Annotated in this window: 9 protein-coding genes and 1 pseudogene; 7 read left to right on the forward strand and 3 right to left on the reverse strand. The window is 73.6% G+C overall.

The window, feature by feature from the left end; translation table 11 throughout:
* Positions 1–132: 132 nt before the first annotated feature.
* The 5 genes from OO63_RS36915 (at position 133) to moeZ (ending at position 7,177) form a co-directional block, all read left to right on the forward strand.
* Complete coding sequence (locus tag OO63_RS36915) at positions 133–2,244, forward strand: glycosyltransferase (RefSeq protein ID WP_031192741.1); 2,112 nt, start codon at positions 133–135, stop codon at positions 2,242–2,244.
* Between the two features lie 419 nt (positions 2,245–2,663).
* Entirely contained in the window at positions 2,664–3,725 is a 1,062-nt protein-coding gene (locus OO63_RS36920; protein WP_033264817.1) for a hypothetical protein, read from the forward strand.
* Between the two features lie 471 nt (positions 3,726–4,196).
* Complete coding sequence (locus OO63_RS36925) at positions 4,197–5,150, forward strand: NAD-dependent epimerase/dehydratase family protein (RefSeq protein WP_030359805.1); 954 nt, start codon at positions 4,197–4,199, stop codon at positions 5,148–5,150.
* Complete coding sequence (locus OO63_RS36930; RefSeq protein ID WP_030359806.1) at positions 5,138–5,899, forward strand: spherulation-specific family 4 protein; 762 nt, start codon at positions 5,138–5,140, stop codon at positions 5,897–5,899. Before OO63_RS36925 ends, OO63_RS36930 begins: the two co-directional genes overlap by 13 nt.
* Positions 5,900–5,998: 99 nt before the next feature.
* Positions 5,999–7,177 carry an adenylyltransferase/sulfurtransferase MoeZ gene (moeZ, locus tag OO63_RS36935; protein WP_030359807.1) on the forward strand — a complete coding sequence of 393 codons (1,179 nt, stop codon included), beginning with the start codon at positions 5,999–6,001 and terminating at the stop codon, positions 7,175–7,177.
* A 176-nt stretch (positions 7,178–7,353) separates the two neighbouring features.
* On the opposite strand, the gene OO63_RS36940 is transcribed toward moeZ, so the two are convergent.
* The 3 genes from OO63_RS36940 to OO63_RS36950 all read right to left on the reverse strand — a co-directional run bounded on the left by OO63_RS36940 (position 7,354) and on the right by OO63_RS36950 (position 13,584).
* Positions 7,354–8,925 (reverse strand): alpha/beta hydrolase, encoded by a 1,572-nt coding sequence (locus tag OO63_RS36940; protein WP_030359808.1) that lies wholly within the window; start codon positions 8,923–8,925, stop codon positions 7,354–7,356.
* Positions 8,926–8,995: 70 nt separating this feature from the next.
* A complete protein-coding gene (locus OO63_RS36945) occupies positions 8,996–10,546 on the reverse strand; it encodes an alpha/beta hydrolase (RefSeq protein ID WP_030359809.1) in 1,551 nt (516 codons plus the stop codon).
* 62 nt (positions 10,547–10,608) lie between these two features.
* Entirely contained in the window at positions 10,609–13,584 is a 2,976-nt protein-coding gene (locus tag OO63_RS36950) for a lysylphosphatidylglycerol synthase transmembrane domain-containing protein (RefSeq protein WP_030359810.1), read from the reverse strand.
* 173 nt (positions 13,585–13,757) lie between these two features.
* Here OO63_RS36950 and OO63_RS36955 point away from each other — a divergent pair.
* Positions 13,758–14,135, forward strand: a pseudogene (locus OO63_RS36955) (MGMT family protein); the annotation flags it as partial.
* A 349-nt stretch (positions 14,136–14,484) separates the two neighbouring features.
* Positions 14,485–16,474: ATP-dependent helicase (locus OO63_RS36960; protein ID WP_248782224.1), on the forward strand; the 1,990-nt coding region annotated here is incomplete at its 3' end.

The following is a 16,474-nucleotide window of genomic DNA, read 5'->3' on the forward strand; positions in this document are numbered from 1 at the left end:
CGGCTCTTCACCCCTTTTGGTGGCGCGATGGACAACCGTCCGTCGCGCCACCGTCATGTCCGCATACGTTCGTCCCGCTGCGAGCCGCCGGTCCAACGGCGGCTCCCCATATGGGAGATCGGGGGTGCACGCGTGCGCATAGGACTGCTTACGGAGGGTGGTTATCCGTATGTGGACGGTGAGGCCAGGCTCTGGTGCGACCGGCTCGTGCGCGGGCTCGGGCAGCATGAGTTCGACGTGTACGCGCTGAGCCGGAGCGAGCGGCAGGAGGCGCGTGGGTTCGTGGCGCTGCCGCCGCAGGTGCGACGGGTGCGGAGCGCTCCGCTGTGGGGAGCGGGGGGTTCGGCGGCCGGGGGTGCGGTGAGGGCCGGGGCCGGGTCGGGGGTCGGAGGGGGCTTCGGGGCCGGTGGCTCCGGTGGCGCCGGTGGCTCGGGGGGCGGCTTCGGTGGTGGCTCCGCGTTCGCGTTCGGTGGTGCCGGTGCCGGTGCCGGTGCCGGTGCCGGTGCCGGGTTCGGGTCCGGCTCGGGATTCGGCTTCGGGTGGCGGGTGCGGCGGCGGTTCGCCGAGAGCTTCGGTGAGCTGGCGCGGGTGGTGTGCTCGGGAGCCGGTGCGGAGCCCGGAAGCGGGGCGGGACCGGCGGGACCGGGGGAGCGGGACGGCTCCGGCCAGTTGGCGGACCGTTTCGGCAGCGCGTTGTACGCGCTCGCCGACCTTGCCCGTGACACGGGAGGCCTGGGCGGTGCCCTGCGCTCCGAGGCCGCCGTGCGCGCCCTGGAGAGCGCCTGCCGCGCGCCGGGCGCACTGCGCGCCGCGCGCGCCGCCCGCGTACCGGACCTCCTCGCCGTCGTGGACCGCCTGGAGCGCGTGCTGCGCCCGCTGTCCCTCGACTGGTACGGGGACGACGAACTCGGCGCGGTCGACGTCTGCCACGCCACGGCGGGCGGCGGCGCCGCGCTGCCGGGACTCCTCGCCAAACACTTCGCGGGGGTGCCGCTGCTGGTCACCGAGTACGGGGTGCAGCTTCGGGCGCACTATTTGGCGGGTGCGGGTGCGGGTGCGGGTGCGGGTGCGGGTGCGGGTGCGGGATTCGGGGCCGGGGCGGGGGCGGGCTTTGGGTCCGGCGCCGGTGACGCGGGCCTCGCGGCGCCCGCCCGCGCCCTGCTCGCCTCCTTCCACGGCCGCCTCGCCGCCGAGGTCTACCGACAGGCCGCCCTCATCACCCCCGGCAACGCGCACGCGCGCCGCTGGCAGGAACGGTGCGGCGCGGACCGCGCCAAGCTGCGCACGGTCTACCCCGGACTGCCCGCGGCCCGCTTCGGCGAGGTCGGCGAGCGGGAGGACCCGGGCGAGCCCGAGACCCTGATCTGGGTCGGCCGCGTCGAGCCGTCGAAGGACCTGATCTCGCTCCTGCACGCCTTCGCCGAGGTCCGCAAGGAGGAGCCCAAGGCGCGCCTGCGCATAGTCGGCGCCCTCGCGGACGGCCCCGAGGCGGCCGCGTACCTCGCGCACTGCCGCGCCCTCGCCGCGCAGCTCTTCCCCGACGAGGCGGACGGCGCGCACGCGGTCGGCGACAACCCCGTGTCCTTCGAGGAGATCGGCGGCCCCGAGCTGCCCGACCTCCCGGACGCGTACGCGGCGGGCGGCGTGGTCGTCCTGTCCAGCGTCGTCGAGGGCTTCCCGATCAGCCTCATCGAGGCCATGCTCTGCGGCCGCGCGACCGTCTCGACGGACGTCGGCGCCGTGGTCGAGGTCATCGGCGGCACGGGACTCGTGGTGCCGCCGCGCAACCCGCGGGCGCTCGCGCAGGCGTGCGTGGCGCTCCTGCGCGACCCCGAGCGCCGTGCACGCCTGGGGGCGGCGGCGCGGGCACGGGCCCTGGAACTCTTCACCGTCGAGCAGAACCTCGCAGCATTTAACGGCATTTACCTGGAGATCGTCTCGCACTGCCCGGTCCGCCGCGAGGCCGTGAACGAGGCGGGCGAGCCCGTGCCGTTCGGACACCCCGCCGAGGCGTACGTGCCGGGGCGGTGGGCCGTCGGCAGCACGGCCGACTCCGGGGCGGGCCGGACGGGCGGTGCGTCCGGTGCGTCCGGCGCGCCCTGGCCGGGCGGGGCCTCCGGTGTGCCCGCGTCCGCCCCCGCGCCCGCGCCGAGCTGGGTCGCGGCACGGCAACCGCGACAGCCACGACAACAGGGCGGCGGGCGGCCCGGGTTGGGCCTCGGGTTCAGGGAGGCGCTGTCATGACGGGGCGGCCGGAACGGTCGGTGGACGTGCCCCGGACGCCCGGTGGCGCGGGGGGCTGGGACGCGCGGTCGGCGGAGCTGGCGGCTGCGGCGGACAGGGCGGCATGGGGCGGGGTGCCGGACGAGGCTGTGCCGGGCGCGCTGGCGGTGGGCACGGGCGTGCCGGGCGAGGTGGCTCCCGGCGGCCCGCCGACCCCCGTACGAGGTCCGGTGTACATCCCCGTACCGGATCCGGCGCCGACCCCCGCACAAAGCCTGGCGCCGACCCCCGCACGGAGCCCGGCGCCGACCCCCGGACCGGACCAGCCGCAAGCCCCCGCACCGACCCCCGCACAAGATCCCGCACCCGCCCCCGCGCCCCCCGGGCAACCCACCCCGGCCACCCCCCGCCGTGGCCCCGCCGACCCGGTGAAGGCGCTGATGCACCGTCACCGCGACCTGTGCGAGCGCGCCGTGGACCCGTTGGAGATCGCGGCGGGCCTGGAGGCGCACGGGGTGACCGACCGGACGGCCGCGCGGTTCCGGCACCGGGACGTGTTCGCGCTCGCGGAGGAGATGTACGCGCGCGTGCCGCAGGACAGCGCGGAGTGGGACGCCCTCGCCGACGACACCCACGCGGCCCGCGCCGACACCAGGGCCCAAGTGCCGCCCGGGTGGACCGTGTTCGCGCTGCTCCCCGGCACGGCCTGCGCCCTCGCCGTCGCCGGGCTCGGCCTGGTCGACGGGCGCCCGCGCCTCGCCGTGGTGCTCGGCGGCGCCCTCGCCGTGGCCGCTGCCGCGGGCATCGCCCTGCGGCACGGACCGCTGCGCGCCGCCCTCCCCGCCACCCGGGCCACGCACACCTGGGTGTGCTGGCTCCTCGCGTACGCCCTGCTCGGCGACGGACTCCTGCGGGCGGCCGTGTCCGGCGGCCCCGACGGGCCCTGGGCGCCTTCGGCCGCCGCGGCCCTCGTCCTCGCGGGCGCCGTCGCCCCCGGGACGTGGTGCGCGCGGCTCTTCGCGGTGCGGGCGGGCGGCAGGCTCGGCGCGAGCCGCGGCCTCGCCGAATTCGCCGCCTCCGTGCGCCCGTTGCTGATCGTCGTCTTCGCGCTGTACCTGGGCGCGGTCGGCGCGCTGATCACCGGCGTGCGCACCCTGCCCGTGCCGGGCCCGGGCACGGCACTCTCGGCGGCCGGGGCCGGTGCGCTGGCCGCCCTGCTGTGGCTCGGCCGGATGCTGCGCGCCCACGGCTCGCGGCGCGCGCCCGCCCTCGTGTACGCGACAGTCGGCGCGTCCCAGGTCGCGGCGGTGGCCCTGCTGTTCGCGGGCCGCCTGCCGGGCTGCGGATTCCTGGCGGCGCCCGTGGAGGGCCTGGTCGACGCGGCGGGGGCGGGGGCGCTCGCCGCCCTCACCTGCGCCACGGGCGCCGTGGTACTGCTGGCGCGCGCGGTCCGGGTCCTCGGGCGGGCCTCCGCCCACGCGGTGGCGGAGGGGGCCCGGTGAGCGCCCCGGCGCGGGCCGACGCGGCCGCGGCAGCCGCCTTGGCTGGCCCCCGCCGAAACCGCCCCGGGCGGGGCCACCTGAACGCGCCCCATCAGCGCCATCAGCCCCACCAGCGCCATCAGACCCACTGGGCTCACTGGGTCCATCAAGCCCACGAAGCACACGAAGCCCACAGATCCCCATGGCCCCACCAAGGCCACCAGCCCCACCGCCCCCGCCCCGGCCCCCAAGTCGGCTCGGCCCGCCCGGCCCCCTCACCCCGCTCGACCCCGGCGCACCCCGTCCGGTCGGCACACCCGCCCCGGACAGCACACCCGCCCCGGTCGACGCACTCACCCCGTTCGGCGCACCCGCCCCGGCAGGACCGCCCGTACCGCGAGACCACGAACCTCCCCGCACTCGGCAACACCCCGAAGGAGAAACCCAGATGACCACCCCCACCTTCCGAGCGTCCGTCCCGGGAGCCGTCCGATGAGGGTGCTGCTGATCGGAGCCAACGGATACCTCGGCCGTTTCGTCGCCGACCGGCTGCTCGCCGACCCGGCCGTGCAGCTCACCGCGCTCGGCCGGGGCGACGACTCGGACGTACGGTTCGACCTCGCCAGCGGCAGTCCCGGTGCGCTCACCCGCTTCCTGGACGCCGTGCACCCGGGCGTCGTCATCAACTGCGCCGGCGCCACCCGCGGCGGCGCCCGCGAACTCACCCGGCACAACACCGTCGCCGTCGCCACCGTCTGCGAGGCCCTGCGCCGCAGCGGCTGCGGCGCCCGCCTGGTGCAGCTCGGCTGCGGCGCCGAGTACGGCCCGAGCCAGCCCGGCTCGTCGACGGCCGAGGACGCGGTCCCCCGGCCCGGCGGCCCCTACGGCGTCAGCAAGCTCGCCGCCACCGAACTCGTCCTCGGCTCCGGCCTCGACGCCGTCGTCCTGCGCGTGTTCTCGCCCGCCGGACCCGGCACCCCCGCGGGCTCACCGCTCGGCCGCCTCGCCGAGGCCATGCGGCGCGCCATGCAGTCCGGCGACGGCGAGCTCAAACTCGGCGGACTCGGCGTCCAGCGGGACTTCATCGACGTACGCGACATCGCCCGCGCCGTGCACGCCGCCTCCCTCTCCGCCGCCCAGGGCATCGTCAACATCGGCTCCGGGCGGGCCGTGCGGCTGCGGGACGCGGCCGCCGTCCTCGCCCGCGTCGCCGGATACGGCGGCGCCCTGCACGAACTCGACCAGCCCTCCGTCCGGCCCGTCATCGGCCACCCCCGGGCCGATCCCGACCACGTCGGCCCGACCGCGTACCCCTACCCCGACGGCTGCGGCAGCTGGCAGCAGGCCGACGTGCGCACCGCGCGCGACCGGCTCGGCTGGCGGCCCCGCATCAACCTCGAAGAGTCCCTGGCCGACATCTGGATGGAGGCGGCATGCCGCATCTGAGCAGCACGGCCACCGGCGTCGCCCAGACCGACGTAGCCGTCGGATTCGGTGTCCCCGGCTTCGCCCACCCCCTGCTCGCGCCCACCGAATGGGCCGAACTCACCCGACCCGACACCCCTTTGCACTGGGTTGTCCTGAATATCGACAATGGTCCGGGCGACCGGCCCGACCCGCACTGCCTGGACGCCGCGGGACGGCTGCGGAACGCCGGAGTCCGCGTCCTCGGCCAGCTCGATGTGACCTACGGCGCACGAGGCTTCGGCGAGCTGGTCTCCGACGCCCACCGCTACCTCGACTGGTACCTCGTCGACGGCTTCTTCCTCGGCCGCTGCCCCACCGAACGCACCGCGCTCCCCGAGGTCGCGCGCACGGTCACCACCCTGCGCGCCCTGCTGCGGGACGGGCCCGACGACGGCCACATCGTCTTCGGCCACGGCACCCACCCGCACCCCGGATACGCCGACACCGCCGACCAGTTGGTGACCTTCGCCGGACCCTGGAGCGACTACCGCTGGTCCCAGGCCGCCGAGTGGACCGCCGACCACCCGCCCGAACGCTTCTGCCACCTCGTCCACGGCATGCCGGGCGGCCACCTCGACGAGGCCCTGCGCGTCGCCCGCTGGCAGGGTGCCTCGACGATCTACTTCACCGACCGCACCGACACCGGCCCGGCCGGCGACCCCTGGGAGTCGCTGCCCGGTTACTGGGACGAGATCGTCTCGCGGGTCGGACCAGGTGTCTCGGAATGAAGATGGCCATGGCAGTGTTACCAGGAGAACTGATGTCCCCCAGCCCGGCCGCGGCGGGGCCGGGGGACCCCGATCGCACTTCCGACCAACGGAGTCCCCGTGTCGCTGCCACCCCTGGTCGAGCCAGCATCTGAGCTCACCGTCGACGAGGTCCGCAGGTACTCCCGCCACCTGATCATCCCCGACGTCGGGATGGACGGGCAGAAGCGGCTGAAGAACGCCAAGGTGCTCTGTGTGGGCGCCGGCGGCCTCGGGTCACCGGCGCTGATGTACCTCGCGGCGGCGGGCGTCGGCACCCTCGGCATCGTGGAGTTCGACGAGGTCGACGAGTCGAACCTGCAGCGTCAGATCATCCACAGCCAGGCCGACATCGGCCGCTCCAAGGCCGAGTCCGCGAAGGACTCCGTCCTCGGCATCAACCCGTACGTGAACGTGATCCTCCACGAAGAGCGGCTCGAGGCCGAGAACGTGATGGACATCTTCAGCCAGTACGACCTGATCGTCGACGGCACGGACAACTTCGCCACGCGCTACCTGGTCAACGACGCGTGCGTGCTGCTCAACAAGCCCTACGTCTGGGGCTCGATCTACCGCTTCGACGGCCAGGCCTCGGTCTTCTGGTCCGAGCACGGCCCCTGCTACCGCTGCCTCTACCCGGAGCCCCCGCCCCCCGGCATGGTCCCGTCCTGCGCCGAGGGCGGCGTGCTCGGCGTGCTCTGCGCCTCCATCGGCTCCATCCAGGTCAACGAGGCCATCAAGCTCCTCGCGGGCATCGGCGAGCCGCTCGTCGGCCGCCTGATGATCTACGACGCCCTGGAGATGCAGTACCGCCAGGTCAAGGTCCGCAAGGACCCGAACTGCGCGGTCTGCGGCGAGAACCCCACCGTCACCGAGCTCATCGACTACGAGGCCTTCTGCGGCGTCGTCTCCGAGGAGGCCCAGGAGGCGGCGGCCGGTTCGACGATCACTCCCAAGCAGCTCAAGGAGTGGATCGACGCCGACGAGAAGATCGAGATCATCGACGTCCGCGAGCAGAACGAGTACGAGATCGTCTCCATCCCGGGCGCCAAGCTGATCCCGAAGAACGAGTTCCTCATGGGCACCGCCCTGGAGTCGCTGCCGCAGGACAAGAAGATCGTCTTGCACTGCAAGACGGGTGTCCGCAGTGCGGAAGTCCTCGCCGTGCTGAAGTCCGCGGGCTTCGCGGACGCCGTGCACGTCGGCGGCGGTGTCATCGGCTGGGTCAACCAGATCGAGCCCGAGAAGCCGGTGTACTAGCCGGTCGAAGCCGGTGTACCAGCCGGTCCGAGCTGTTCTCCGGGCCCCGCTCACCTTCTGGTGGGCGGGGCTTTCGGCTGCCCGGGCCGGGCCGGGCCGGGCCGGGTCGCGCCGGGTCGGCTAGGCCGGGTGGGCTGAGTCGGCTAGGCCGGGCTGGGCTGGGCTGGGCTGGGCCCCTAGGACTCGCACACCTTGTTGTCGTCCGGGACCTTGCCGTCGAGCAGATAGTCGTTGATCGTGCCGTCCACGCAGTCGCTGCCGTTGCCGTACGCCCCGTGGCCCTCGCCCTTCCACGTCAGGTGCACGCCCACGCCCTTGCCCAGCTCGTCCGCCATCTTCCGCGCGCCCTCGTACGGCGTCGCCGGGTCGCCGGTGTTGCCGACGACCAGGACGGGGTCGGCGCCGGGGGCGCTCACCTCGGGGCTGTCGTGCAGCCCGGCCACCGGCCACTTGTGGCACCAGCCCGCCGTGTCCCAGCCCATGAACGTGCCGAACAGCGGGGATATCTCACGGAACCGGTCGAGGCTCGCCTTCGCCTGCTCCGGCGTCGGCCGCTCCTTGCCGTCCCGGCAGGAGATCGCGCGCTGCGAATGGGCCTGCGTGCTGTAACGCCCGGACGCGTCCCGTTCGTTGTACGCGTCGGCCAGCTCAAGCAGCGCCGTGCCGTTGCCCTTCTCCGCCTCCTCCAGGGCGTTGGTCAGCGCGGGCCAGGTCTGCTTGCTGTACAGCGTGACCGTGATGCCGGTCGTCGCCAGGGACTCGCTGAGCTTCCGCCCGGGGGTGTCCGTGCGCAGCGGCTTCGCGTCGATGCGGCGCAGCAGGTCGACGATCTTCTTCGTGCCGGCCTTCGGGTCCTGGCCGTTGGCCTTCAGGTAGTTGTCGAGGGCGCGCTGGAAGCCGCGCGCCTGGTTCTGGGCGTGGCCGACCCCGCCCGCCGTCGGGTCCACCACCGCGTCGAGCGTGAGGCGGCCGACCTTCTTGGGGAACAAGTGGGCGTACGTCCCGCCGAGTTCGGTGCCGTACGAGATGCCGAAGTAGTGCAGCTTGGCGTCGCCGAGGACCTGGCGCATCACGTCCATGTCACGGGCGGCCTCGGCCGTGGAGACGTGCGGGAGCAGCTTCTTGGCGGAGCGCGCGCAGCCCGCGCCGAAGTCCGCGGCGTCCTTGAAGTACGCCCGCTCCTCGGCCGGGGTGTCCGGGGTGAGGTCGGTCCGCTCCGCGGCCTGCGTGTCCTTGTCGCTGCGGCAGCGCACGCCCTCGCTGGCGCCCACTCCGCGCGGGTCGAAGCTCACCAGGTCGTACCGCTCGCGCAGCTTGCCGTACCCGTCGGCGAAGGACGGCAGCATGGAGACGCCGGAGCCGCCCGGGCCGCCGAAGTTGAACAGGAGCGAGCCGATGCGGTCGCCCTTGCCCGTGGACTTGGCGCGGATCAGCGCGACGCCGATGGTCTCGCCGTCCGGCTTCTCGTAGTCGAGGGGGACCTTGAGGGTGGCGCACTGCCACTCGTCGCCCGGCGCCGGGTCGCTGCCGGAGGCCTTGCAGCCGCCCCAGTCGAGCTTCTGCGTCGTGAGCGCGGCGGGCAGCGTGGAGGAGGGGTCGGGGCGCGGCGCCGGGTCGGCCCCCGTGGGCCCCGGCCGCTTCCCGTCGGACCTGTCCTTGTCGTCGTCGGAGCCACCGCATCCCACGGCGAGCCCGGCCACCAGAACACCTGCGGCGGCCAGAGCTGCTGACCGTACGAAACGCGGCATGACGCTTCCCCCCTCGGAAGGCAGTCAGGCCATAGTAGGCACGGCCACTGACAAGGGCTCCGGCGGGCGGTCAGGAGCAGACCGTGCCCGCCTTCGGCACCGTGCCGTTCAGGAGATAGCCGTCCACGGCACCCCGCACGCACTTGTTCTTGCTGTCGTACGCCCCGTGGCCCTGGCCCTTGTACGTCAGCTCCACGCCGACGCCCTCGCCGAGGGAGTCGACCATCTTGCGCGCGCCCTCGTAGGGCGTGGCCGGGTCGCCGGTGTTGCCGATGACGAGGACGGGGGCCGCGCCCGACGCGCTCACGTCCGGGTGGTCGGCCGCGCCGTCGACGGCCCAGTCGGAGCAGTTGACCATGCCCCAGGCCAGGTAGTCGCCGAACAGCGGCGAGGCCTCGCGGAACTCGGGCAGCTTCTTCTCGACGTCCTCGGCGGTGTAGCGCGGCTTGTCGTCGGCGCAGTTGATGGCGACGTTCGCGGCCTGGATGTTGCTGTACTCGCCGTTCTCGCTGCGCCCGTTCATCGAGTCGGACAGGACCATCAAGATCTTGCCGTCGCCGTCGTAGGCGTCCTCCAGGCCCTGGGTGAGGTAGGGCCAGAAGTCCTTGGAGTACAGGGCCTGCGCGATGCCGTTCGTCGCCGCGGTCTGCGTCAGCTCGCGCGGCGGCAGGGCGGGCAGCGGCTTCTTGTCGAGGTCCTTCAGGAGCTTGGCGATGCGGTCCTTGACGTCCTGCTCGTCGTCGCCGACGGGGCAGTCGTCGACCTGTGACGCGCAGTCCTCGGCGAAGTTGTCGAGCGCCAGCTGGAAGCCCTTGGCCTGCCCGAGCGAGCCCTCTTCCGGTGTCTCCGTGGGGTCGACGACCGCGTCGAACACCGCGCGGCCCACCTTCTTGGGGAACAAGTGGGCGTAGACGCCGCCGAGTTCCGTGCCGTAGGAGATGCCGAAGTAGTACAACTTGTCGTCGCCGAGCACCTGGCGCATCAGGTCCATGTCGCGGGCCGCGTCGGTGGTGCGCACATGGGGGAGCACCTTCTTGGAGTTCTTCTCGCACGCCCCGTTGAAGCTCTTGACGTTGTCCATGAGCTTCTCGCGCTCGGCGGCGTCGTCGGGGGTCGCGTCCTGCTGGTAGTACGCGTCGAGCTGCTCGTCGTCCTCGCACTTCACGCCCGCGCTGCGGCCGACGCCGCGCGGGTCGAAGCTCACCAGGTCGTAGCGGGTGCGCAGCTTCGCGTAGTCCGTGCCGAACGCGGGCAGCGTGGTGATGCCCGAGCCGCCGGGGCCGCCGAAGTTGAAGATCAGCGAGCCGATGCGCCGGTCCTTGTCGCCGCTAGCCTTCGCCCGGATCAGCGCGATGTCGACGGTGTTGCCCTTGGGCTCGTCCCAGTCGAGCGGCGCCTTCATGGTCGAGCACTGCCACTCGGCGCCGCCGGGCAGCGGCGAGGGCGCGTCCCCGCCGCCCTCCGCCGCCGACGGGGCCGGGCAGTCCTTCCAGCTGAGCTTCTGGTCCGGCAGGGCCGCGTCCGACGAGTCGGAGTCGGAGTCGCCGCACGCCGCGAGCGCGGCGGTCAGCAGGACGGCGGTGGCGGCCATGGCCTTGGCGCGCGGCGGGAGCTTGGGCATGGCTCCATCCTGCGGGGGCGGCGGGCGGGGCGCTCGGGACACGGGCCGTGCGGGTGACGCCCCTACAACAAGCCCTTACGGGTCAGATGGTTGAAGAACAGCCACCCGGGGAGCACCGGCAGCCACAGCGTGAGCAGTCGGTACAGGAGCACGGCGGGCGCCGCCACGTCCTTCGGCACGCCCACCGTGATCAGGCCGAGCGTCAGCGTCGCCTCCACAGCGCCGATGCCGCCCGGCGTGGGCGCCGCCGAGCCGAGCGCGTTGCCCGCGAGGAACACCACGGCGACGCTCGCGAGGCTCAGGGTGCCCATCTCCTCGTTGGCGAAGGCCCGCACCGACGCGTCCAGACAGAGCACGAAGAGGAACGTCAGGAGCAGCATGCCGCCGATGCCGGTGAGCAGCTTCTGCGGCCGCTGCAGGACGTCGAGCATGCGCGGCACGACACCCGCGAACAGCGACCGCACGCGCGTGACGACGAACTTCCGCAGGAACGGGATGGCGGTCACCACGAGCACGAGCACCGCGACCGTCAGGAGGCCCGCGATGACCGTACGGGACGGCGTCAGCGTCGGCGTCTTCTGCGTGCCGGTGACGTACCCGAAGATCAGCAGCAGCAGGATGTGCGAGCCGAGGCCGAACAGCTGGGAGGCGCCGACGCTCGCCACCGCGAGCCCCGAGCGCACGCCCGAGCGCTGGAGGAAGCGGGTGTTGAGCGCCACACCGCCCACCGCCGCGGGCGCCACGATCTTCACGAACGACCCGGCGACCTGCGCGGACACGGCCCGCAGGAACGGCACCCGCTCCGGTACGAAGCCCAGCAGGCTCATCGCCGCGGCGAAGTAGCTGAGCGCGGAGAACGCCACCGCGGCGGCCACCCAGCCCCACTCGGCCTCTCCGAAGATGGTGCCGAAGTCGATGTGCGTGAGCTGGGACAGCAGGAAGTACGCGCCCAAGGCACCGGCGATGAAGCTGATGAGTGTGCGCGGCCTGATCCGCTCCAGCTGCGCCGGTTCCACGGGGGCCGTCGGCCGGATCAGCAGCACCTGATGGCGGATCTGGGTGAGCAGGTCCTCCTCGCGGGCCTGTTCCAGGGCCTCGTCTATGGCCTGCTTCTCGGCCTGCTTCTCGGCGCGCGGGGACTTGCGGGCGGCGATCGCCTCGGTTTTGCGGGCGTCCGCCGCGTCCGCGGTGCGGGCGGCGATCGGGTCGGCCTTGCGGATGGAGACGGGTTCGTCGGCGTGGGCGGAGACGGGTTCGTCGGCGCGGGCGGGGTCGGTGTCTCCGGGGGCCTCGGCTGTCGCTGTCGTGCCGATGGCTGCCGCGCTCGGGGTCTCCGCGCCCTTGGCCTCCGCGCTCTCGGCTTCCTCGGCGCTCTCGCCCTCCGCGCGGGCGGCCTTCGCCTTGCGCGAGGCCTCCAGGACGGCGTCCCGCTCGCGCTGGGCGCGCTCGCGGGCCCGCTTGCGCAGCGTCCCGCGCGTGGAGCGGGTCAGCGCGATCGGCTGGAGCAGCGGCAGACAGTCCGCCACGGCGTCCGGGCCGAGGACCTCGACGGCTGTGGCGACCGCGCGCTCCGCGCCGACCCGCAGGCCGAACGCCGTCAGGAGTTGCGCGATGTCCATGCGCAGGACCAGGTCGCCGGCCGCGATCTCGCCGCCCCGCAGATCCGTCAGGATCACCGTGCCGGAACGATCCACCAGGATCGCGTCGCCCGCGAGCCTGCGGTGCGCGATCCGGCGCGACTGGAGCGCCTTGACCTGCCGCCAGGTGTCGCACAGCAGCTCGTCGGTGAGGGCCGCGTCGGGCAGCGAGTCCAGGGAGCGGCCGCCCGTGTGCTCGTACACGAGGATGACGGCGTCCGGGCCGAGCTCGGAGGTGGCGATGAGCTTCGGGGCGTTCGCCCCGGCCGCGATCGCCGCGTACGCGAGCAGGGCCTCCTGTTCCAGGGCCTGGCGCAGCGACTGGAGGCTGCGGCGCTGGGTGATGCCGCGCAGGGTGAGCCTGCGCCACACCCGGTAGAAGAAGCCCTGCGCCTGTTGTTCGCGGTCGATGACCGTGACGTCCAGGGGCGGCCCGTCCTCCAGCGTCACGAAGTAGCGTCTGCCGCGGTTGTCCTGGTCGGAGGCGTCGCCGGACTCCTCGCGGGCCGCGCTCACCGGCCGGAAGCCGACGTGCCTGAGGCCCGCGAGCAGCGTCTGCCCTGTGGGCTGCACGTTCGGCGAGCCGACCGCGTACAACGTGCCGTAGGCGACGCTCCAGCCGATGAGGACCGTCAGGATGATCGAGAACGGTGTCGTGTTGCCCGACACCAGCATCGTGAAGGCTTCGAGCAGCAGCACCACGAGCAGGACGACACGCCAGCGCGGCCTGCGGGACATGCCCACGGCCGTCATGTACGCGATGACCGGTGCGAGATAGCCGTGCACCGGGTCCGTGAGCGAGCTGATGTCGCCCGGCGAGGGTTGGGTGAGGGCGTCCTGGATGGACTCCGGGGCGGCCTTGGCCACCCACAGGTCGGTGGCAAGGGTCACGCCGTGCGCGAGCACGGCCGCGAGGACCCCGTCGGCGATGCGCAGGCCGTCGCGTTTGATCAGGCGCTCGATCGCGAACGCCACCGGGACGAGCAGCACCCCGATGCTCGCGGTGAGCCCCGCCAGCTTCATCAGCAGGTCCGGGGGCTCGCCCGTGCCCGCGTTGATGTCCTGCTCCAGGCCCGACGTCGTGCCGTGCGCGAACGCCGAGATCAGAAGCAGCGCGGCGATCGCCAGGATGCCGACGAGCAGCCGCATGAGGTCGGAGGGGCGGTGCACGCGCGCGGGGAGGAGGGGCTCGTCGCCCTCGACGCGCTCGGAGTGGGGGTCGTCGTCGACTTCGGCGCAGTCGACGGGCTCACCGGCCTCCGGTGACGCGTCGGGAGACCCGGGGTGGGGCTTCACGACCAGTTCATCGGTGTCCGGGCGTGCCGTGTCCGCAGAGGTGCCAGCCGTCTTGTCGGAATGCACGCCCTGCTGCTCCGTCGCCTCTTCTTGATCTCGTATCACCAGTCACCGCCCGCACGATGGTGGCATGCCCCACTGACAACGGGGGTCATCAGGGGGCGATCCGGGGGCGCGAAACGGTCACGATTTGCCACTTCGTCCCTCGTCGCACGCCCTACCGCACCCTCTGTCGTGGAGCCGTCACCATGTCGGTGCCATGCGGCAGGATGGGCCGGATGAGCGAGGAGAGCCGACCGGAACCGGAGCTGGTGGACCACCCCGACGTACCCGAGTACCCCGAGTACGCGGAACGGGTGCTCGATGTGGCGGAGCGCATTCCGCCGGGCCGGGTGATGACGTACGGAGACGTCGCCGAGTGGCTGGAGGAGGGCGGCCCGCGCCAGGTCGGCCGGGTGATGGCGCTCTACGGCGGCGCGGTGCCGTGGTGGCGCGTGGTGCGCTCGGACGGCGTGCTGCTGCCGGGACACGAACTGCGGGCCCTGGAGGCGTACCGCGCGGAGGGCACGCCGCTGCGGGAGCCGGGCCGGGCGTCCGAGCGGAGCATGCCGCGCCTTGACATGCGCAGGGCGCGGTGGGACGGCGGCGCGGTGGCCGCGGCGGACGGGACAGACACGACAGGCACGGCGGCCGTGACAGACACGACAGGCGCTGCGTCCGTGACAGACGTGGCTCCGGAGGCTCACACCTGACAGCTTCCGGCACGCGCGGGCCGGGCGGCGGCCCCCAGGCCCGTACGGGGGAAGCCACGCGCCCCGCTCATCCGCTGGCGTAGCGTCGACAGCACGCATTCACACTCACCCCGCAGCTGACACGCAGCCGCACCTAGACCCGTTAGACCCACCAGGACCGGCGATCCACGTGAGCTCCCTTTCATCCGCCCGGCACGCCCGGCACCCGTCGCACCTTCGGGTACGACAGGGGACTTTGGGTGCCTATCGCCTTGTGCGTACGCCTCCGGTCCTCGCGGATCCCCCTCAGCTGGACGCACGGCAGCGCTCCGTGGTTGACCACGCGGGCGGTCCGCTGCTCGTTCTCGCAGGTCCGGGCACCGGCAAGACCACCACGCTGGTGGAGGCGGTGGCCGCGCGGGTGGCCAAGGGGACCGATCCCGAGCGCGTTCTCGTGCTCACGTTCAGCCGCCGGGCGGCGGTCGAGCTGCGTGACCGCATGGCGCGGCGCATCGGCGCCGCCGACGCCCCGCAGGCCACCACGTTCCACTCGTTCTGCTACGCCCTCGTCCGCGCCCACCAGGACGCCGACCTCTTCGTGGAACCCCTGCGACTCCTTTCGGGACCCGAGCAGGACGTGGCGGTGCGCGAACTCCTCGCGGGCCAGACCGACCTGGCGCGCGAGGGCCTGGCGCGGGTGCGCTGGCCGGACGAACTGCGCGCCTGCCTGACCACGCGCGGCTTCGCCGACGAGGTCCGCGCGGTGCTCGCGCGCAGCCGCGAACTGGGCCTCGGCCCGGACGCCCTGGACGCCTTCGCCCAGCGCGGCGGCAGGCCGGACTGGCGCGCGGCGGCGGCCTTCCTCGCCGAGTACCTGGACGTGCTCGACCTCCAAGGAGTACTCGACTACGCGGAGCTGGTGCACCGCGCGGTGCTGCTCGCCCGCCGTCCCGAGGTCGCCGGCGCGCTCGCCGCCCAGTACGACGCGGTGTTCGTCGACGAGTACCAGGACACGGATCCCTCGCAGGTGCGGCTGCTGCACGCGCTCGCGGGCGGCGGGCGCGACCTCGTCGCCTTCGGAGACCCCGATCAGTCGATCTACGCCTTCCGGGGCGCCGATGTGAACGGCATCCTCCGGTTCCCGTCCGACTTCCCGCGCGCGGACGGCACCGAGGCGCCGGTCGAGGTCCTGACGTCGTCCCGGCGTTCCGGCGCGCGGCTCCTCGCGGCGACCCGCCTCGTCACCGCGCGCATGCCGCTCACCCGGCTGCCCGCGGAGAAGGTGCGTGCCCACCGTGAGCTGACGGCCGTCCGGGACGGCGGCCGCGTCGACGTCCGTACGTACCCGACCGCCGGCACGGAACTGGACAACATCGCGGACATCCTGCGCCGCGCGCACCTGGAGGACGGCGTCCCCTGGAACGAGATGGCCGTCCTCGTCCGTGCGGGCGCCCGTACGATCCCCGCCCTCCGCCGTGGCCTCACCGCGGCGGGCGTCCCCCTGGACATAGACGGCGACGACATCGCCCTGCGCCACGAGCCCGCGGTGACGGCCCTGCTGACGGCGCTGCGGGCGGTGGCCCGGGCGGAGTCGGGGGAGTCGGGGAAGTCGGCGGAGCTGGGGGAGCTGGGGGAGGGTGCGGGGGCGCTGGCTGCGCCGGGCGCGCTCGGCGGGCCGGGGGCAGGGGAGCCGGGCGGGCCGGGTGAGCCGGGGGCCGTGGAATCGGCGTCTCTGGGGGCGTCGGCTGAGGGTGCGGTGTCTACGGAGGCGTTGCCCGCCGGTGCGTCGTCCATGGAGTCGCGGTCCGGCGAGGAGTCGTCCATGGAGTCGCTGCTTGCCGAACCGTCGTCTTCGGAGCCTGGTTCTGCTGAATCGTCGTCTTCGGAGCCGGGTTCTGCCGAATCGTCGGCTACGGAGGCGTGGTCTGGCGGGGTGCCGTCCGGAGGGACGCGCGCATCCACGGAGCTGCTGTCCGGTGCCGCGCCGGAGCCTGCGGAGTCGTCGACCACAGGCACACGCGAACACGCGGAGTCGTCTTCCGGGGCCGCGCCCGAGCCTGCCGAGCCGTCGTCCGAAGAGACGCGCGAACCCTCGGAGTCGTCGTCCGGGGCCGCACCGGAGGCTTCGGACCCGTCGTCCGAACCCGCCCCAGAAGCCACGGCCCCGTCCCCGGAACCTGCTCCGGAGTCCACCGCCCCGTCCCCCGAACCCGCTCCAGCGTCCACCGCCCCGCCCCCCGAACCCGCTCCGGAGTCCACCGCCC

It is taken from the genome of Streptomyces alboflavus (assembly GCF_000716675.1).
GTDB classification, from domain to species: Bacteria; Actinomycetota; Actinomycetes; order Streptomycetales; family Streptomycetaceae; genus Streptomyces; species Streptomyces alboflavus.